General features: G+C 70.0%; 18 protein-coding genes. 1 reads left to right on the top strand and 17 read right to left on the bottom strand.

What is annotated here, in order from left to right; genetic code table 11:
* Positions 1-15: 15 nt before the first annotated feature.
* The 8 genes from rseP to rpsB all read right to left on the bottom strand — a co-directional run bounded on the left by rseP (position 16) and on the right by rpsB (position 7,659).
* Positions 16-1,515, bottom strand: a complete 1,500-nt coding sequence (gene rseP, locus VGL30_RS11290) for an RIP metalloprotease RseP (RefSeq protein ID WP_331539950.1) — start codon at positions 1,513-1,515, stop codon at positions 16-18.
* 24 nt (positions 1,516-1,539) lie between these two features.
* Positions 1,540-2,733, bottom strand: coding sequence for a 1-deoxy-D-xylulose-5-phosphate reductoisomerase (dxr, locus tag VGL30_RS11285; RefSeq protein WP_331539948.1), 1,194 nt, complete (start codon positions 2,731-2,733; stop codon positions 1,540-1,542).
* A complete protein-coding gene (locus tag VGL30_RS11280; RefSeq protein WP_331539974.1) occupies positions 2,721-3,548 on the bottom strand; it encodes a phosphatidate cytidylyltransferase in 828 nt (275 codons plus the stop codon). The genes dxr and VGL30_RS11280 overlap by 13 nt, the downstream gene beginning before the upstream one ends.
* A complete protein-coding gene (gene uppS, locus VGL30_RS11275) occupies positions 3,526-4,305 on the bottom strand; it encodes a polyprenyl diphosphate synthase (protein WP_331539946.1) in 780 nt (259 codons plus the stop codon). Before uppS ends, VGL30_RS11280 begins: the two co-directional genes overlap by 23 nt.
* Positions 4,306-4,344: 39 nt before the next feature.
* Positions 4,345-4,911, bottom strand: a complete 567-nt coding sequence (frr, locus tag VGL30_RS11270) for a ribosome recycling factor (protein ID WP_331539944.1) — start codon at positions 4,909-4,911, stop codon at positions 4,345-4,347.
* Positions 4,912-4,941: 30 nt separating this feature from the next.
* Positions 4,942-5,661, bottom strand: coding sequence for a UMP kinase (gene pyrH / locus VGL30_RS11265; RefSeq protein WP_331539942.1), 720 nt, complete (start codon positions 5,659-5,661; stop codon positions 4,942-4,944).
* 95 nt (positions 5,662-5,756) lie between these two features.
* Complete coding sequence (gene tsf, locus VGL30_RS11260; protein ID WP_331539940.1) at positions 5,757-6,695, bottom strand: translation elongation factor Ts; 939 nt, start codon at positions 6,693-6,695, stop codon at positions 5,757-5,759.
* A gap of 133 nt (positions 6,696-6,828) precedes the next feature.
* Positions 6,829-7,659 carry a 30S ribosomal protein S2 gene (rpsB, locus tag VGL30_RS11255; RefSeq protein ID WP_331539938.1) on the bottom strand — a complete coding sequence of 277 codons (831 nt, stop codon included), beginning with the start codon at positions 7,657-7,659 and terminating at the stop codon, positions 6,829-6,831.
* 226 nt (positions 7,660-7,885) lie between these two features.
* Between rpsB and VGL30_RS11250 the strand changes: the two genes are divergently transcribed.
* Complete coding sequence (locus VGL30_RS11250; RefSeq protein ID WP_331539936.1) at positions 7,886-8,221, top strand: hypothetical protein; 336 nt, start codon at positions 7,886-7,888, stop codon at positions 8,219-8,221.
* 36 nt (positions 8,222-8,257) lie between these two features.
* On the opposite strand, the gene dnaE is transcribed toward VGL30_RS11250, so the two are convergent.
* From dnaE to VGL30_RS11210, 9 genes are all read right to left on the bottom strand, one after another.
* Positions 8,258-11,692 carry a DNA polymerase III subunit alpha gene (gene dnaE, locus VGL30_RS11245; protein WP_414694978.1) on the bottom strand — a complete coding sequence of 1,145 codons (3,435 nt, stop codon included), beginning with the start codon at positions 11,690-11,692 and terminating at the stop codon, positions 8,258-8,260.
* A gap of 20 nt (positions 11,693-11,712) precedes the next feature.
* A complete protein-coding gene (gene sidA, locus VGL30_RS18825) occupies positions 11,713-11,802 on the bottom strand; it encodes a cell division inhibitor SidA (RefSeq protein WP_414694979.1) in 90 nt (29 codons plus the stop codon).
* Between the two features lie 125 nt (positions 11,803-11,927).
* Positions 11,928-12,629, bottom strand: coding sequence for an ABC transporter ATP-binding protein (locus VGL30_RS11240; RefSeq protein ID WP_331539934.1), 702 nt, complete (start codon positions 12,627-12,629; stop codon positions 11,928-11,930).
* Positions 12,622-13,857 (bottom strand): lipoprotein-releasing ABC transporter permease subunit, encoded by a 1,236-nt coding sequence (locus VGL30_RS11235; protein WP_331539970.1) that lies wholly within the window; start codon positions 13,855-13,857, stop codon positions 12,622-12,624. Before VGL30_RS11235 ends, VGL30_RS11240 begins: the two co-directional genes overlap by 8 nt.
* Positions 13,858-13,898: 41 nt before the next feature.
* Positions 13,899-15,218 carry a proline--tRNA ligase gene (proS, locus tag VGL30_RS11230; RefSeq protein WP_331539932.1) on the bottom strand — a complete coding sequence of 440 codons (1,320 nt, stop codon included), beginning with the start codon at positions 15,216-15,218 and terminating at the stop codon, positions 13,899-13,901.
* Positions 15,219-15,320: 102 nt separating this feature from the next.
* Complete coding sequence (locus tag VGL30_RS11225) at positions 15,321-15,599, bottom strand: DUF1467 family protein (RefSeq protein ID WP_331539930.1); 279 nt, start codon at positions 15,597-15,599, stop codon at positions 15,321-15,323.
* Entirely contained in the window at positions 15,599-16,021 is a 423-nt protein-coding gene (gene mce / locus VGL30_RS11220) for a methylmalonyl-CoA epimerase (RefSeq protein ID WP_331539928.1), read from the bottom strand. The genes VGL30_RS11225 and mce overlap by 1 nt, the downstream gene beginning before the upstream one ends.
* A 90-nt stretch (positions 16,022-16,111) precedes the next feature.
* Positions 16,112-17,794 (bottom strand): ribonuclease J, encoded by a 1,683-nt coding sequence (locus VGL30_RS11215; RefSeq protein ID WP_331539926.1) that lies wholly within the window; start codon positions 17,792-17,794, stop codon positions 16,112-16,114.
* On the bottom strand, positions 17,795-18,190 hold a 396-nt coding region (locus VGL30_RS11210), incomplete at its 5' end, for a type III pantothenate kinase (RefSeq protein ID WP_331539924.1).

Below are 18,190 nucleotides of genomic sequence, written 5' to 3'. Positions count from 1 at the left end.
GAAAGGCGCCAGCGCTCAGGAGAGGAGGTGGCCGAGGAGTTTGGACACAGGCAGCTGCTGCAGATCGTTCCAAGTGGCGAACAACATCAATCCGAGCACCAGCGCAAGGCCCACGCGATAACCCGCCGCCTGAACCTTGGCGGCGAGCGGCCGGCGCGCGACCGCCTCATAGGCGTAGAACAGCAGATGGCCGCCGTCGAGGATCGGCACCGGCAGCAGATTCATGAAGCCCACGCTCACCGAGATCAGGGCGGCCATCTGCAGCAGGTTGACGCCCACGACCAGCAGCATCGCCCCCACGCTGGGCGCGCCCTCGGCGCTGATCTGCGCCACCTTGCCGGTGACCTTGGCGATGCCCAGCGGCCCGCTGATCTGCCCGGCGTCCACCTGGCCGGTGACGATTCGCCCGAGGTAGTAGACCGTGGTGGTCAGGGTGTTCCAGGTGCGCCGCACGCCCCCGCCGACCGCCTCCACCGGATTGTACCGCACCCGCACCAGAGACCGTTCGACCGGCACGCTGGCGAGGCCAAGGCGGCCGACGCGCGCCGGCGCGCCGGGGCCCGGATCGTCCACGGCCCTCCAGGCCGGCGTCGCGATCAGTTCGAGCTGCACCCCGGCGCGCTCGATCAGGAAGCTCGTCGGCGCGCCGCCGCGCGGGGTGACGATATGGGTCAGGTCCTCGAAGACGCCGACGTCCTGGCCGGCGGCCTTGAGCACCCGGTCGCCGGGGCGAAATCCCGCCAGGGCCGCGGGACTCCCCGGCTCGACCGCCGACACCCTGGCGGGCGCGGGGGCTACGTCGTCGACGCCCAGCCAGCCCATCCGGCGCCAGCCGGTGATCGGATCGTCGGAAACCCGCCAGGCGGGCGTCGCGGTCAGGGCGACGTCGCGTCCGCCCCGCTTGACCAGGAAATCGGTCGACGCGCCGCCGCGCAGGGCGATCGTCTGGCTCAGTTCCTCGAAGGTCGCGATCCGATGTCCGGCCGCCCTGACCACCAGGTCGCCCGACCGGAACCCGACCGCCGCCGCCGGACTGCCCGGCTCCACATAGGCGACGCGGGGCGGCGACATCACCTCGCCCACGCTGAACAGCAGGAACGCGAACAGGAACACCGCCAGCACGAAGTTGGCGAAGGGCCCGGCCGCGGCCACCACGGCGCGCTGCCAGATCGGCTTGAAATGGTAGTAGCGCGAGAGCCCGCCCGGCCCCTCACGCCGGATCACCTCGCGGCGCAGGGCGTCCAGGTGCTCCACGTCGGGCACGCTGGCCTCGTTCTCGTCGCCGGCGAAGCGCACATAGCCGCCGAACGGGATCCAGCCGATGCGCCATTCCACGCCGTGCCGGTCGCGCCAGGAGACGATCGGCCGGCCGAAGCCGATGGAGAAGCGGTCGATCGCCACCCCGAAGCTGCGCGCCGCCAGGAAGTGCCCCAGCTCGTGCACGGTCACCACCAGGGTCAGCACCAGCAGGAAGGGCACGATGAAGGTTAACGCGGTCGAGACGAATCCGAGCATCGGCCGACTACTCCCTGCCGTACATCAGGATCGGCCTAGGCCGACAATGACCCCGCCCGCCACGCGGCGTGCAGTCGCATCGTTCTCCCGGGCGCTTTCCAGCGGATCGTTCGAGGTCGCGAACAGTCGCCCGGCCTCCATGCGCTCGAGGGTCTCGGTCACCGCGGCGGCAATATCGAGAAAGCCGATGCGCCGGTCAAGGAAGGCCGCCACGGCCGCTTCGTTGGCCCCGTTCATCGCCGCCGGCGTCCCGCCGCCCGCCGCCAGCGCCGCCTTGGCGACATTCAGGGCCGGGAACCGCTCCGGGTCCGGCGCCTCGAAGCTCAGTGGCCCCGAGTTCACCAGGTCGAGCCTGGGCGCCGGCCAGGGCAGCCGGTCCGGCCAGGCGAAGGCGCAGGCGATCGGACCGCGCATGTCAGGCGGGCTGAGTTGGGCCAATGTCGAGCCGTCGGCGTATTCCACCAGGCTATGAACGATCGATTGCGGATGGATCAGGATGTCGATGCGCTCCGGCGGCATGGCGAACAGGTAGGCGGCCTCGATCACCTCCAGGCCCTTGTTCATCATGGTGGCGGAATCCACCGAAATCTTGGCGCCCATGTTCCAGTTCGGATGCGCCACCGCCTGTTCCGGCGTCGCCTGGGCCATCGCGGCCTTGGTCCAGGTGCGGAACGGCCCCCCCGAAGCGGTGAGGATCAGGCGCGAAACCTGCGCCAGGTTCTGCGGCTCCAGCACCTGGAAGATCGCCGAGTGCTCGGAATCCACCGGGATCACCGCCCCGCCGGCCAGCTTCGCCGCCCGCAGCAGCGCCGGGCCGGCGCAGACCAGGCTCTCCTTGTTGGCCAGGGCCACCACCGCGCCCGACCGCGCCGCGGCCAGGGTGGGGCCCAGGCCCGCGAAACCCACGATGGCGGACATCACCCACTGGGCGTCGGCCGCCGCCGCCTCGGCCAGCGCCGAGCACCCGCCCGCCGCCGCGACGCCGGAGCCCGCCAGCCGCTCGCGCAGCTCCGGCAACCCCGCCTCGTCGCCGATCACCGCCAGGCCCGGCCGCCAGCGCAGCGCCTGCTCAGCCAGCTTTGCAACATTGCGACCGGCGGCCAGCGCCGCCACCTCCACCTCGACCCCGGCCTTCTCCAACAGGTCCAGCGTCGAGACCCCGACCGAGCCCGTCGAGCCCAGCACGCTGACCCGGCGGGGGGTGCTCAATGTCCCCACCCGCGGGCGTTCACCAGCCGGGCCACAGCCACCACCACCACCGCGAACATCAGTCCGTCCACCCTGTCCAGCAACCCGCCGTGGCCGGGGATCAGGTCGCCGGAATCCTTCACCCCGAACCGCCGCTTCAAGACCGATTCCCACAGATCGCCGCCCATGGTCGCCAGCCCGCCCAGCAGGCCTACCAGCGCCGCCGCCGCCAGGTTCAGCTGGAAGGGCGAGAAGAACACCACCGCCACGCCGGCCGCCATCGCCGTCGCCAGCCCGCCCGCGAACCCCGACCAGGTCTTGTTGGGCGAGATCCTCGGCCAGAGTTTCGGCCCTTTGAGCGCATTGCCCACAGCATAGGCCCCGATGTCCGCCGACCAGGTGATGGCCAGGAGCATCATGGTCCACCACGGACCCTGGTGCGTGGCCTGCAGCCAGACCAGGCACAGGCAGGGGATGCCGATATACACCACTCCCAGCGCCGCGTCCGCCGGCCGCTCGGAGACCCCGCGGGCGATCACCGCCGCCGCCAGCGCGCCCGCCCCCGCCGCCAGCCAGGCGAGATGAACATGGCCCTGGTGGGCCATCAGCACGCCGGCCAGCACCGCGGCGGTCACCGCCGCCGAGACCCGCGCCGGCGCGCCGGGCGCGGTCATGCCGCCCCACTCGATGGCCAGCAGGGCCACGGCGACGGCGATCATCACCAGGAACAGCCACGCGCCCGTCCAGACGGCGAACAGCACCGCCGGCACCAGGACGACGGCGGAGAGGACGCGGACGCCGAAGTTGGCCCAGTCGAAGCGCTTACCTGGCGGCAAGAGCGTCACCCGCCACGACGCCCCCATAGCGCCGTTCGCGTGTCTGGAACTCGGCGATGGCCGCCTTGAGATGCTCGCCGCCATAATCGGGCCAGAGCACGTCCTGGAACACGAATTCGGAATAGGCCGACTCCCAGAGCAGGAAATTCGACAGCCGCCGCTCGCCGCTGGTGCGGATCACAAGATCCGGCGCCGGCGCCCCGCCGGTGGACAGCCGCGCCTCGAACGCGGCCTCCGTAAGGCTGTCGGGCGCGACCTCCCCCCGCGCCGCCGCCGCCATCAGCGCCCGGGCCGCATCGACGATGTCGGCCCGCGCGCCATAGTTGAACGCCACCTGCAGGTGGAAAGCGTCGTTGCGCGCCGTGCGCGCCTCGGCCCGCTCGACGATCTCGGCGATGTCGCTCGCCAGTCCTTCACGCCGGCCCAGAATGCGGATCTTCACCCCTTCCCGCTGCAGCTGGTCGAGGTCGCTGTTCACATAGGCCTTCAGGAGCCGCATGACCTCCGAGACCTCGCCCGCCGGCCGGCGCCAGTTCTCGGTGGAAAAGGCGTAGAGCGTCAGCCGGCGCACCCCCAGCTTCGGCGCCGCCTTCACCGTGCGGCGGATCGCCTCCATGCCCTGCGGGTGGCCCAGCGTCCGCGGCAGGCCCCGCCGCTTGGCCCAGCGGCCGTTGCCGTCCATCACGATCGCCACGTGCAGGCCCGACGGCGCCTCGCCCTTCGCGGACGGCGCGCTCGGCTGCGGCGGGGATTCGGCGACGGCCATGGGGCGCCTTCGATGCTTAAGCGGCTGACGCGCGCACGACTAGACCTGCATGATCTCTTGTTCTTTTATTTTCAAGGCTTCGTCGACCCGCTTCACGGCCTCGTCGGTCAGCTTCTGGACCTCGGTCTCCATCCGCTTGTGCTCGTCCTGGGCGATCACCGCGTCCTTCTCGGCCTTCTTCAGGTCGTCCATGGCGTCGCGGCGCACGTTGCGCACCGCGATCTTCTGGGTTTCCGCGTACTTGCCGGCCAGCTTGACCAGGTCGCGCCGGCGGTCCTCGGTCAGGGCGGGGATCGGGATGCGCAGGGTCTGGCCCTCCACCACCGGGTTGAACCCCAGGCCGGCGGCGCGGATCGCCTTGTCGGCCGGCCCCACCATCGACTTGTCCCAGATGCTGACGGTGATCGAGCGCGGCTCGGGCACGCTGATCGAGGCCACCTGGTTGATCGGCATCTTCGAGCCGTAGGCCTCGACCATCACCTGGTCGAGCAGGTTGGAGGACGCCCGGCCCGTGCGCAGACTGGCGAACTCCTCCTTCAAGGCGGCGACGGCCTTGTCCATCCGATCCCTGTACCTCGACAGCACCGGCTTCTCTGCGGCGGCCATGGACGCTCCTCCGTTATTCAGACCCTGCGGTCAGGCGATTGTCGTGTGGACCCCCTGGCCGGTGAGCACTTTCAGGAAGTTGCCGCGCTCCCGGATCGAGAAGACCACGATGGGAATCTGGTTGTCGCGCATCAGGCTGATCGCCGAGGCGTCCATCACCCGCAGGTCCTTGGCCAGGACCTCCTGGTAGCTGAGGGTGTCGTAGCGGCGTGCGTCCGGGTCTTTCTTGGGGTCGGCGGTGTAGACCCCGTCGACGCTGGTGCCCTTCAGGAGGGCGTCGCAGCCCATTTCGGCGGCGCGCAGGGCGGCCGGCGTGTCGGTGGTGAAGAACGGGGCGCCGAGGCCGGCGGCGAAGATCACCACCCGGCCCTTCTCCAGATGCCGCAGCGCCCGGCGGCGGATGTAGGGCTCGCAGATCGCGTCCATCGGGATCGCCGACTGCACGCGGGTGTAGACGCCGTTCTTCTCCAGCGTCGCCTGCAGGGCCAGGGCGTTCATCACCGTGGCCAGCATGCCCATGTAGTCGGCGCTGGCCCGCTCCATGCCGCTCTCGGCCAGGGCCTTGCCGCGGAAGATGTTGCCGCCGCCCACCACCAGGCAGACCTGCACGCCGGTGCGCACCACCTCGGCGATGTCCTCGCAGACCGCCTGCAGGGTGGCCGGATCGATGCCGAATCCGTCCCCGCCGACCCCCGCCTCCCCGGACACCTTCAGGAGGACGCGTTTGTAGCGGGGCTCAGGCGTGGGCATGGCGATTGAGTTTCCGAATCTGGACGCGGGGACAATAGACTAAGGGCGCGGCGCGCGTCGAACGCGGCCGCGCCCTTCGGCAGTCTACCGCAGGCTTAGCTCTGGCCCGAGAGCTGCGCCACTTCCGCCGCGAAATCGTCCGTCTTCTTCTCGACGCCCTCGCCGAGGGCGAAGCGTACGAAGCCCTTCACCGCCAGCGGCTGGCCGGTCTCCTTGGCCGTGGCCGCCACCAGTTGCTCGATGGTCTGGTCCGGGTTCATCACGAAGGGCTGCTTGAGAAGCACGACCTCCTCCTGCCACTTGCGGATCCGGCCCTCGACCATCTTCTCGGCGATCTCGCGCGGCTTGCCGGATTCCATCGCCGTCAGGGTCTGGATTTCCCGTTCCTTCGCGACCAGCGCCGGGTCGAGCTCGTCGGTGGTCAGGGCCAGCGGCGGAGTCGGGGTGCCGGCCACGTGAAGCGCGATCTTGCGGCCGACCTCCTTCAGCACCGCCTGGTCGCCGGCGCCTTCCAGCGCCACCAGCACGGCCAGCTTGCCGACGTCGTCCGCCTCCTTGTTGTGCAGGTAGAGGGCGACGGCCCCCTGCCCCACCGAAAGGCGGGCCGAACGGCGCAGGCGCATGTTCTCGCCGACGGTGGCGATCAGATTGGTGATCATGTCGCCCACGGTCTCGCCCTTGGCGGTCTTCGCCGCGGAGATCGCGTCGACGTCGCCATCCACCCCCAGGGCCACCCGGGCGATCTCCCGCGCGGCTTCCTGGAAGGTCGCGTTCTTCGACACGAAGTCGGTTTCGGCGTTGAGTTCGACGACCACGCCGCTCTTGGCGTCCTGGCTCACCATGCCCGCCACCAGGCCCTCGGCCGCGGCCCGGTCAGCCTTCTTGGCGGCCTTGGCAAGGCCCTTGGTGCGCAGCCAGTCCATGGCCGCGTCCAGCTCGCCGTTGTTTTCCTGCAGGGCGCGCTTGCAATCCATCATGCCAACGCCGGACTTCTCGCGCAGTTCTTTGACCAGCGACGCGGTAATCTCCGCCATGGTCGGCTCCTTCATTTGCGGTCGGCGACGAGCCAATCCAGGCGCCGCCGCCGACGGTTTCACGACAATGCTGGGACGCTGGGCCCCTTCGAACGACGCCGTCCGGGGGGCTTAACGCTTAGGACGCCGGGCGTCAGCCGGCCTGAGCCGGCTCGGCCTCGGGCTCCGCAGCAGCGGCCGGTTCCTCCGCCGCCGGAGCCTCGGGCTCCAGCGTGCGGGCCAGCGCCGGCTCCAGCGGGGCTTCCGAAGCGCCCAGGTCGACGCCCGACGCCGCCTGCCCGGCCGCCAGGCCGTCCAGGATCGAATCCGCCATCAGGTCGCAATAGAGCTGGATGGCCCGCGCGGCGTCGTCGTTGCCGGGGATCGGGAAAGTGATGCCGTCCGGGTTGCAGTTGGTGTCGAGGATCGCGATCACCGGGATGTTCAGCTTGCGGGCCTCGAGGATGGCGATCGCCTCCTTGTTGGTGTCGATCACGAACATCAGGTCGGGGATGCCGCCCATGTCCTTGATGCCGCCCAGCGACAGCTCCAGCTTGTCGCGCTCGCGGGTCAGCTGCAGCAGCTCCTTCTTGGAGCGGCCCTGGCCTTCGGTCTCCAGCAGGCCTTCCAGCTCGCGCAGACGGGCGATCGAGGCCGAGACGGTGCGCCAGTTGGTCAGCGTGCCGCCCAGCCAGCGGTGGTTCACATAGTACTGGGCGCAGCGGCGGGCGGCAGTGGCGATCGGCTCGCTCGCCTGCCGCTTGGTGCCGACGAACAGCACGCGGCCGCCGCTCGCGGCGGTCTCGCGCACCTTCACCAGCGCCTGGTGCAGCAGCGGGATCGACTGCGACAGGTCGATGATGTGGATGTTGGAGCGGCTGCCGAAGATAAACTTTTCCATCTTCGGGTTCCAGCGGTGGGTCTGGTGGCCGAAGTGGGCGCCAGATTCCAGCAGCTGACGCATAGAAATATCGGGAAGCGCCATGGGCGTTACAGGTCCTTTTTCCGGTTGGCCTCCGCAGACAACCTTCCCGAAGGAAGACCGGAATGGAAAAGGCGGGATGTCTCCCCGCAATCCCCAAACGTCTGCGTGTGGATTGATGGCGGGCATGTAGGCGATCGGGCGTGTTTTTGCAAGTCGCGCCAGGGGCGAGGGCCCTTGCACGCCCGCTTCACCGCACATACCCTCGGAAGTTGTAGTGGAGGGCGAAATGAAATCCTTGCGGAACCTCGGCCTGGGCCTGCTGGCCATGACCCTTGCCGGCGCGGCCGACGCGGCGCGGCGCAGCAGCTATGGTTCCGGCGTCACAGGAACCACCGGCGTCACGCCCTCGATGCGTACGCCGCCCGCCCAGCCCTTCCGGCCCTATCGGCCATACCGGTACCAATCGACCTATGGCGGCGACCCGACATCCCTGACGCCCCGGCGGCGGCCGTACGAGAGCTCCGGACCCGGCGGCTTCAAGCGCTTCGAAAACGGCTTCAAGCCCTACGGTTCGCAGGACGCGGTGCGATCCCGCGCCGGGACGTTCGACCAGGAATTTTAAGGCGCCGACACCGCTCGTCCGACTCCCCAGCGCGCCCTACAGCTCCTCCACGAACATCACCCCCGGCGCGGTCTTCAGCGCCCCGCGCACCGCCCCGTCGAGGGTGAAGCGGCCCGGCAGCTTCACCTCCACCTCGCGCCCGGCGCCGACGCCGGCCACCAGCACGATCTCGCCGCCGCGCGGGTTGGTCACCCCTGCGAGCCGCATCTTCAGCGCCTCGATCTCGGCGCTCTGCGGGGCGAAGTGCACCCTAAGTCCCGCCGTGGCGTTCTCCACCGCCCGCTCCACTGGCTCAGCGTCGTCGCCGAAGAAGCGCACCTCCCCGTCGCGGGCCTTGGCGCGCACCTTGATCGCCACCGCCCGGCCCGGCTCCAGAACGTCGCGGCACCTGCGCAGGGCCTCGGGCGGAAACAGCACTTCGTACTCCCCCGTGGGGTCCGACAGGGTGACGAAGGCGAACTTCTCGCCGCTCGACTGCGAGGCCCGCTCCTGCTTGCGGCGCACCACGCCGGCCATCCGCAGCGCCTCGGCCCCGCCCTCGGCCCGGGCCACCGCCTCGGTGTAGAGGTCGGTGCGGCGGCGGCGCAGCGCCTCGACCAGGTCGTCCAGCGGGTGGCCCGAGAGGTAGAAGCCCACCGCCGCCAGCTCCTCGTCCAGCCGCTGCACCGGCGTCCACGACTCCACCTTCGGCAGGCGCGGGCGGGCGGCTTCCGGCTGGTCGCCCCCGAACAGGTTGCCCTGCGACGAGGCCCGCTCCGCCGCCACGCTCTGGGCGTAGGCCGCAAGGGCCTCGGCCGCAGCCACGATCTGCGCCCGGTTGGGATGGATGGAATCGAAGGCGCCGGCGCGGGCCAGGGTCTCCAGCGCCCGCCGGTTCACCTGCCTGGGGTCCACCCGCTCGACGAAATCGAACAGGTCGCGGAACGGACCGGACCCGCGGCGCACCGCCGCGACGTGCTCCATGGCCTGCAGGCCCAGATTGCGCACGCCGCCCAGGGCGTAGAGCACCTCCCCCTCGGCCACGTCGAAGTCGGCGCTGGAGCGGTTGACGTCCGGCGCCCGGATGCTGACCCCCAGCCGCTTGGCGTCCTGGTAGAAGACCGCCAGCTTGTCGGTGTTGGACAGGTCCAGGCTCATCGACGCCGCGTAGAACTCGACCGGCGTGTTCGCCTTCAGCCAGGCCGTCTGGTAGGCGATCAGCGCATAGGGCGCGGCGTGGGACTTGTTGAAGCCGTAGCCCGAGAACTTGGCCATCAGCTCGAACAGGGTGTCGGCCAGGTCCTTGTCGATCCCGCGCTCGGCCGCGCCTTCGTCGAAGCGCGCCTTCTGCAGGTCCATCTCCTCCTTCTTCTTCTTGCCCATGGCGCGGCGCAGGAGGTCGGCCTCGCCCAGGCTGTAGCCCGCCATGATGCGGGCGATGTCCATCACCTGCTCCTGGTAGACGATCACCCCGTAGGTGCCCTTCAGCACCGGCTCCAGCAGCGGGTGGTAGACGTTCAGCGGCTTGCGGCCGGCCTTGGTGTCCACATAGGCCGGGATCGAATCCATCGGCCCTGGCCGGTAGAGCGAGATGAGCGCGGTCACTTCCTCGATCGAGGCGGGCCTGAGCTGGCGCAGGATGTCGCGCATCCCCTGCCCTTCCAGCTGGAACACCCCCACCGTCTGGCCTGCGGCCATCAGCTGGTAGGCGGCCTCGTCGTCGACGGCGAGCGTCTCCAGGACGAAGCCCGCCCCCCGCTTCTCGAGGAAGGTCATGGCCCGGCGCACGACGGTCAGCGTCTTCAGGCCCAGGAAGTCGAACTTCACCAGGCCAGCGCTCTCCACCCACTTCATGTTGAACTGAGTGGCCGGCAGCTCGGAGCGCGGGTCGCGGTAGAGGGGCGAGAGCTCGGTGAGCGGCCGGTCGGCGATCACCACGCCGGCGGCATGGGTCGAGGCGTTGCGGTAGAGGCCCTCGAGCTGCAGGGCGGTGTCCAGGAGCTGGGCCACCATCTCGTCGTCGGCCTTGGCCTGCCGCAGCCTGGGCTCGATCTCGATGGCCTTGGCCAGAGTCACCGGGTTGGCCGGGTTGGCCGGCACCATCTTAGCCAGCCGGTCCACCAGTCCCAGCGGAAGCTGCAGGACGCGCCCGACGTCGCGGAGGACTGCACGCGCCTGCAAGGTGCCGAAGGTGATGATCTGGGCCACCCGGTCGCGGCCGTAGCGCTGCTGGACGTAGGCGATCACCTCGTCGCGCCGCTCCTGGCAGAAGTCGATGTCGAAGTCGGGCATCGACACCCGCTCGGGGTTCAGGAACCGCTCGAAGATCAGGCCGTAGCGCAAGGGGTCGAGGCCGGTGATCAGCAGCGACCAGGCCACCAGCGAGCCGGCGCCGGACCCCCGTCCCGGACCCACGGGGATGTTGTGCGCCACCGCCCACTTCATGAAGTCCGAGACGATCAGGAAGTAGCCCGAGAAGCCCATGTGTTGGATGACGCCGATCTCGCGGTCCAGGCGGGCCCAGTACTCTTCCTCCGCCTTGGAGGCGCCGGCCACCGCCAGCCGGGCCTTCAGCCCCTCGCGGGCCTGCTCGGCCAGCTCCTCGTCCTCGCTGCGGCCTCCCGACGTGGGGAAGCGCGGCAGGATCGGGTCGCGCTTGATCACCATGAAGGCGCAGCGCCGGGCGATGTCGAGGGTGTTGTCGCAGGCCTCCGGCAGGTCGGCAAACAGCGCCCGCATGTCGGCGACGGACTTGAACCAGTGCTCCGCGGTCACGCGCCGCCGCTCCTCCTGGCCGACGAAGGCGCCGTCGGCGATGCACAGCAGCGCGTCGTGCGCCTGGTGCATCTCCGGCTTGGCGAAATAGACGTCGTTGGTGGCGACGAGGGGGACGTCCTCGTCATAGGCGAAGGCCACCAGCTCCGGCTCGGCCGCCGCCTGGCTGGCCAGGCCGTGGCGCTGCAGCTCCACGTAGAAGCGGTCGCCGAACACCCGATGCATCTCGGCCAGCGCCGCGCGGCCAGGCTCGCGCTTGCCGGCGGCGAACAGCGGGTCGACCGGACCGTCGGCGCCGCCGGAGAGCAGGATCAGTCCGTCGGCGTGGGCGCAGACCTTCTCCCAGGGCACGCCGGGATCCTCGCTGGCGTCGATCTCGAGGTAGGCCGCCGATGACAGCTCCGAGAGGTTGCGGTAGCCCGCCTCGCTCTGGGCCAGCAGCACGACGGTGGGGATCTTGGCCCATCGTTCCCGCGGCGCGCCGCCGATGCCGGTGACCGGCAGGGCGCAGCCGACGATCGGCTGCACGCCCTCCCCCTTGGTGACGACGGAGAACTCCAGGGCGCCGAACAGGTTGGCCCGGTCGGTGAGCGCCACCGCCGGCATCCCGCCCGCCGCCGCCAGCTTGCCCAGCTTGTCGGCCTTGATCGCGCCTTCCAGCAGCGAATAGGCCGAGCGCGCCCGCAGGTGAACGAAACCGTCGCCGTCCTCGTTCAAGACACCCTCCGCCCCACGTCTCAGCCCAGGTGGCTCGTCACCACGCAGACCATCCAGACAAAGCTCGACACTGCCGCAAACGCCAGTGATTCCCGCGCCAAACGAACCATCATCCGTACTCCCCCTGTGGATGTTCCTTGTTCGTTCTATTCCTGTTTTGTTCTCAAGGTCAAGCCGGTTTCGTCGGGATGAGCGGAGTTTGGAACGACCCGATCCGAGGGGATCGTGCTCAACCTCAGAGCGGCGCGGGCTCCATCACGTGCTCTTCCAGCCGCCCGTCCTTCAGGGCGAACACCCGGTCCATGTGCCGGGCGAGCTCAAGGTTGTGGGTGGCCACCACGGCCGCCACGCCCTGGGTGCGGGCCAGGTTGTAGAAGGCCTCGAACACCGCGGCCGAGGTATGCGGGTCCAGGTTGCCGGTGGGCTCGTCGGCCAGCAGCAGCCTCGGCGCGTTGGCCAGCGCCCGGGCGACCGCCACCCGCTGCTGCTCCCCGCCGGAGAGCTGGCCCGGCTGGTGGTTCACCCGCTCGGCCAGGCCCAGGTCCGACAACAGGACCGTCGCCCGCGCCCGCGCCTCCGCCCGGCCGGCGCCGGCGATCATCTGCGGCAGCGCCACGTTGTCCAGGGCGCTGAACTCCGGCAGCAGGTGGTGGAACTGGTAGACGAAGCCGATCGCCGCCAGCCGCACGCGGGTCCGCGCCCGGTCGCCCAGGTCGGAGCAGTCGCGCCCCTCGATGGTGATCCGGCCCCCGTCGGGATGCTCCAGCAGGCCGGCGGCGTGCAGCAGCGACGACTTGCCCGAGCCCGACGGTCCGATCAGGCCGACGATCTCGCCCGGCCGCACGTCCAGGTCGATCCCACGCAGCACCGGCAGCGGCCCGGCGTCGGTGACGTAGGTGCGCTCCAGGCCGCGGACCGACAGCACCGGCTCACTCATAGCGCAGCGCCTCCACCGGATCGATCCGCGAGGCCCGCCAGGACGGGTAGATGGTCACCACGAAGGAGATCAGCAGCGCCCAGCCGACGATCACCGCCACTTCCCGCCAGTCGATCTTCGCCGGGATGCGGCTCAGGAAGTAGACGTCCGACGAGAACACCGCCTGCCCGGTGATCCATTCCACCGCCTTCTGGATCTGGGCGATGTAGGTGCAGAACACCGCCCCGATCGCCAGTCCCGCCGCCGCGCCCGCCGCCCCGATCGACGCGCCGGTCATGAAGAAGATCCGCAGGACCGACCCCTGCCCGGCTCCCATGGTCCGCAGAATGGCGATGTCGCGGGTCTTGTTCTTCACCAGCATCACCAGGCCGGAGATGATGTTCAGGGCGGCGATCAGCACCAGCAGCATCAGGATCAGGCGCATGACGTTGCGCTCCACCTTAAGCGCCCCCCAGAAGGAGGAGTCCCGCTGCGTCCAGTCGGTGACCAGGGCCAGCGGCCCGGCGGCCTTCTGGACCAGGGGCTTCATGGCGATGGCCCGGTCGGGGTCGGCGACCTTGACCTCGATGACGTCCACCGTGTCCTCGCGCCCGAAGAACAGCTGCGCCTGGGCCAGCGGCATGTAGATGTAGGCTTGGTCGTACTGGCTCATGCCGACGGTGAAGGTGGCGGCCACGGTGTAGGTCTTGCGCTGCGGCGTCGCCCCGAAAGCTGTCGCCCCGCCGGTGGGGGAGATCAGGGTCAGCGGGTCGCCGGGCCGTACGCCCAGGCTCTGGGCCAGGCGGTCGCCGACCACGATCTCGTCGCCGCCGTACTCGCCCTCGCCGAAGTAGGCGATGGAGCCGCGGGTGATGTTGCCGGAGACGATCCGCGTGGCCTTCAGGTCGGCGGCCGACAGGCCGCGGACGACGGCGCCGGAGATCTGTCCCTGCCCCAGCGCCATGGCCTGCGCCTCGATCACCGGCGCCGCCTGCTTGACGTCGGGCAGCACCCGCACCCGCTTGACGATGGCGTCCCGCTCGGCGGGCGACAGCGCCCCGGCCGCCACATAGAGGTGGCCGTTGAAGCCGAGGATGCGGGTGAGCAGCTCGTCGCGGAACCCGTTCATCACCGACATCACGATGATCAGCACCGCGACGGCCAGGGTGATGCCGACGAAGGAGATGATCGAAATCAGGGCCACGCCCTGCTGCTTGCGGGTGGCGCGCAGGTAGCGGCCGGCGAGCATCCGCTCCCAGCGGCCGAACGGCGGCGCGCGCCCGCCTGGCGTCACGCGCCGACCGCCTTCAGCGCAGCGTCCAGCGGCAGGCTGCGACGCTCGCCGGTCGCGCGGCGCTTGATCTCCACCACCCCGTCGGCCAGCCCCTTGGGCCCGACGATCAGCTGCCAGGGCAGGCCCACCAAGTCCATGGCGGCGAACTTCGCGCCGGGCCGCTCGTCGCGGTCGTCCAGCAGCGGCTCCTTGCCGGCGGCGGTCAGCGCCGCATAGGCCTGTTCGCAGGCCGCGTCGACGGCGGCGTCGCCGGGGCGCAGGTTGACGATCCCGACTCCGAACGGCGCCACCGCGTCCGGCCAGACGATGCCGCCGTCGTCATGGCTGGCCTCGATGATCGCGCCCACCAGCCGCGAGACGCCGACGCCGTAGGAACCCATCTGCACAGGGCGCTCGGCGCCGTCGGGCCCGGCCACCACGGCCTTCATCGGCTTCGAGTACTTGTCGCCGAAATAGAAGATGTGGCCGACCTCGATGCCCCGAGCGGTCATCCGCTTGTCCTCGGGCGCCTCGGCTTCGAAGCGGGCCTGGTCGTGCATCTCGTCGGAGGCGGCATAGAGGCGGGTGCGCTGCTCGACCAGCGCCTGCAGGTCGCCGTCCCAGTCGAGGTCGGGGCCGGGCGCGCCCATCTCCACCAGGTCGCGGTGGGCGAAGACCTGGCTCTCGCCGGTCTCGGCCAGGATGATGAACTCGTGGGAGAGGTCGCCGCCGATCGGGCCGGTGTCGGCGCGCACCGGGATCGCCTGCAGCCCCAGCCGGGCGTAGGTGTTCAGGTAGGCCAGGAACATCCGGTTGTAGGAGCGCCGGGCGGCGGCCTCGTCGATGTCGAAGGAGTAGGCGTCCTTCATCAGGAACTCGCGGCCGCGCATCACGCCGAACCGGGGCCGGCGCTCGTCGCGGAACTTCCACTGGATGTTGTAGAGGTTTTTCGGCAGGTCCTTGTAGGATCGCACGTAGCTGCGGAAGATGTCCGTGACCACCTCCTCCGCGGTCGGGCCGTAGAGCAGGTCGCGCTCATGGCGGTCCTTGATGCGCAGCATCTCCTCGCCGTAGTCGTCGTAGCGTCCGCTTTCGCGCCACAGGTCGGCGAGTTGCAGGGTGGGCATCAGGATCTCGACGGCGCCGGCCCGGTCCATCTCCTCGCGGACGATCTGCTCGATCTTCTTCAGCACCCGCAGGCCCAGCGGCAGCCAGGCGTAGATCCCGGCCGCCACCTGGCGCACCAGGCCGGCGCGCAGCATCAGCCGGTGCGAGACGATCTGGGCGTCGGACGGCGCGTCGCGCAGCGTGGGCATGAAGTAACGCGAGAGTCGCATGCGGGCGCCTGTGGGTGAATGGAGCCGCTCTGATAGCCCTGCCTGGAAGACCTTGGCAACGCGGCATCTCCCTTCCCCCTGGAGGGAGAACGGAGCGTCGGGTCAGAGGCGCGCGCCGTGCGACATCCCGCTGGGCAGCTCGGGCAGGTGGAACCAGTGGTACCGCAGCCCGGCCCACAGGATCACGAACAGGATGGCGGAGATCCAGGTGGTGGTGAAGAACTTGCGCTTCAGCTTCGGGTCCACCGGCGAGCCCGGATCGGTTCCGTCGCCCCGGTCGATGCCGGCCTCGGCGTGGCTGATCACGCCCAGCGGCAGCACGGCGAACAGCACCGTCCACCAGATGGTCAGGTAGATGGCGACGCCGGTGAACCAGGTCATCAGTGGCCTGCCTTCGGGGTCTCCATCAGCTCCACCAGCACCCCGCCCATGTCCTTCGGGTGCACGAAGATCACCGGCACGCCGTGGGCGCCGATGCGTGGGACGCCGTTGTTGAGCACCGCGGCGCCCTTGGCCTGCATGGCGTCGCGGGCGGCGATGATATCCGGAACCTCGAAGCAGACGTGGTGCTGTCCGCCCTTGGGGTTCTTGGCCAGGAAGGCGTGGATAGGCGACGTCTCGCCGTAGGGCTCGATCAGCTCGATCTGGCTGTTGGGCAGGTTGACGAACTGCACCCAGACCCCCTGCTCCTCCATCACGAACTTCTCGGAGAAGGAGGTGGCGCCCAGCATGTCGCGATACATCTTGGCCGACGCGTCGATGGAGGGCGTGGCCACGCCCACGTGGTTGAGTTTTCCGATCATGGCTCCAGGGGTCCGCGAAGGCGTCAGTCAATTCCCCTGCCTATAGCGGCTGCGCGGCCCCCTGGGGAGGGGCAGCGCGCCGCAGGGCCGTCAGACCCGCAGGACGGTGGTCTCCACGACAGGGCGGCGGCCCCAGATGCGCTGGCTGGCGCGCTTCAGGGCGCGGGAGACGGCGGTCTCCACCGCCTGGTCGGCGTCGCGGTCGCTGGACGACAGCCGGCCCAGGGCCTGCTCGGCGTCATGGGCCAGGTCGTCCAGCACCTCTTCCATCGGATAATCCGCGTCGGCTGGCAGGCCGAGCGCCCGGACCTGCGGGCCGGAAACGATACGGCCGCGCCCGTCCAGCACCACGGAGGCGGCCAGCATGCCGTTGAAGGCCGCGTGCCGCCGCTCGCGCAGCGCGTCGCCGTTCTCGGCCGTCACCACGCCGGCGTCGACGTAGAGCCGGCCGGCCGCCACCTCGTCGATGATCTCCGCCCGGCCGGGCGCCAGACGCACCATGTCGCCGTTGCGCGGGGCGAGCTGTTGCGGAACCTGCAGGTCGCGGGCGAAGGCCGCGTGCTCCAGCAGGTGGCGGCGCTCGCCGTGGGTCGGCACGGCGATGGTGGGCCGGGCCCAGTGGTACATCTGCGCCAGCTCGTCGCGGCAGGGGTGGCCGGAGACGTGGATGCCCGGGTGGTCGCGCTCGGTGTAGAGCCGCACCCCGCGGTCGGCGAGCTTGTTCTGCAGGTTGCGGATCGGGATCTCGTTGCCCGGAATGATCCGTGACGAGAAGATGCAGGCGCCGCCGGCCCCGAGGCTCACATGCGGGTGCGTGCCGTCCGCGATCCGCGCCAGGGCCGCGCGCGGCTCGCCCTGGCTGCCAGTGCAGAGGTAGAGCACCTTGGCCGGCGGCGAGGCGTTCGCCTCCGCCTCGCTGAGGAAGGGCTTGATGTCGGCCATCAGGCCCACCGACTTGGCCGCCGCCGCCATGCGGATCATCGAGCGGCCCACCAGGCACACCCGCCGTCCCGCCGCCTGGGCCGCGCGGATCACGCTGTCCATCCGCGCGACGTTGGAGGCGAAGCAGGCCACCGCCACCTTGCCCTTCAGCCCGCCGATCAGCGGGATCAGCGTCTCGCGCACCTCGGCCTCGGAGCCGGCGTGACCGTCGACGAAGACGTTGGTGCTATCGCAGACCATGGCGAGCACGCCCTCGTCGCCGAGGCGGCGGATAGCGTCCTGGTCGGTGACCGCGCCCAGCAGCGGGTCTGGGTCGATCTTCCAGTCGCCGGTGTGCAGGATGACGCCCAGCGGCGTGCGGATCGCCAGGCCATTGGGCTCGGGGATCGAGTGGGTGAGCGTGATCAGCTCCAGCTCGAACGGGCCCAGCGAGATCTTGCCGCCGAGCGGTACGATGGTGATCTCCGCCTCGTCGACCAAGCCCGCCTCGCGCAGCTTTTCGCGCAGGATGAACGCGGTGAAGGGTGTCGCGTAGATCGGCGCCTTGAACCGCGGCCAAAGCCAGGCGACGGCGCCGATGTGGTCTTCGTGCGCATGGGTCAGCACGATGCCCAGGAGGCGGTCGGCGTTCTCCTCCATGAAGGTCGGGTCCGGCAGGATCACCTCGACCCCCGGCGTCGTCTGGTCGCCGAAGGTGATGCCGAGGTCGACGACGATCCACTTGCGGTCGTGCGGCGGCCCGAAGCCATAGAGGTTGAAATTCATGCCGATCTCGTTCGACCCGCCGAGCGGCAGGAAGACGAGTTCGTCGTCCGTCTTGGATTTGGTCATTTACGCCTTCGCCGTGTTCCGGCGGTAGATTTCGAGCATGCCACGGATGGTCAGGTCCGGGTCGAAGTGGTCGATGGCCGCCGTCGCCCCGTGGAAGAGCGAGGCGACGCCGCCGGTTCCGATCACGGTCATCGGCTTGCCCCACTCGGCCTTGATGCGCTGGCAGAGGCCCTCGATGAGCGCGATGTAGCCCCAGTAGACCCCGGATTGCATGGAGGCGACGGTGTCCTTGCCGATGGCGGTGTTGCCGCGCGGGCGCTGGATGGCCACCCGCGGCAGCTTGGCCGCCGCCTGGTGCAGGGCTTCCATGGAAAGGTTGATGCCCGGCGCGATGGCGCAGCCCTCCATCCCGCCGTCCCCGGCGATGACGTCGAAGGTCGTCGCGGTGCCGCTGTC

This window comes from Phenylobacterium sp., from assembly GCF_036502675.1.
Lineage (GTDB): Bacteria > Pseudomonadota > Alphaproteobacteria > Caulobacterales > Caulobacteraceae > Phenylobacterium.
This window is presented reverse-complemented; position numbering and strand designations above follow the sequence as displayed.

Bases quoted from the DNA above. Each gene is read 5' to 3' on its own strand.
- rseP (WP_331539950.1), bottom strand. From the start codon at position 1,515: ATGCTCGGATTCGTCTCGACCGCGTTAACCTTCATCGTGCCCTTCCTG.
- uppS (WP_331539946.1), bottom strand. From the start codon at position 4,305: ATGGCCGTCGCCGAATCCCCGCCGCAGCCGAGCGCGCCGTCCGCGAAG.
- frr (WP_331539944.1), bottom strand. From the start codon at position 4,911: ATGGCCGCCGCAGAGAAGCCGGTGCTGTCGAGGTACAGGGATCGGATG.
- pyrH (WP_331539942.1), bottom strand. From the start codon at position 5,661: ATGCCCACGCCTGAGCCCCGCTACAAACGCGTCCTCCTGAAGGTGTCC.
- tsf (WP_331539940.1), bottom strand. From the start codon at position 6,695: ATGGCGGAGATTACCGCGTCGCTGGTCAAAGAACTGCGCGAGAAGTCC.
- rpsB (WP_331539938.1), bottom strand. From the start codon at position 7,659: ATGGCGCTTCCCGATATTTCTATGCGTCAGCTGCTGGAATCTGGCGCC.
- VGL30_RS11250 (WP_331539936.1), top strand. From the start codon at position 7,886: ATGAAATCCTTGCGGAACCTCGGCCTGGGCCTGCTGGCCATGACCCTT.
- sidA (WP_414694979.1), bottom strand. From the start codon at position 11,802: ATGGTTCGTTTGGCGCGGGAATCACTGGCGTTTGCGGCAGTGTCGAGC.
- VGL30_RS11240 (WP_331539934.1), bottom strand. From the start codon at position 12,629: ATGAGTGAGCCGGTGCTGTCGGTCCGCGGCCTGGAGCGCACCTACGTC.
- VGL30_RS11235 (WP_331539970.1), bottom strand. From the start codon at position 13,857: ATGCTCGCCGGCCGCTACCTGCGCGCCACCCGCAAGCAGCAGGGCGTG.
- proS (WP_331539932.1), bottom strand. From the start codon at position 15,218: ATGCGACTCTCGCGTTACTTCATGCCCACGCTGCGCGACGCGCCGTCC.
- VGL30_RS11225 (WP_331539930.1), bottom strand. From the start codon at position 15,599: ATGACCTGGTTCACCGGCGTCGCCATCTACCTGACCATCTGGTGGACG.
- mce (WP_331539928.1), bottom strand. From the start codon at position 16,021: ATGATCGGAAAACTCAACCACGTGGGCGTGGCCACGCCCTCCATCGAC.
- VGL30_RS11215 (WP_331539926.1), bottom strand. From the start codon at position 17,794: ATGACCAAATCCAAGACGGACGACGAACTCGTCTTCCTGCCGCTCGGC.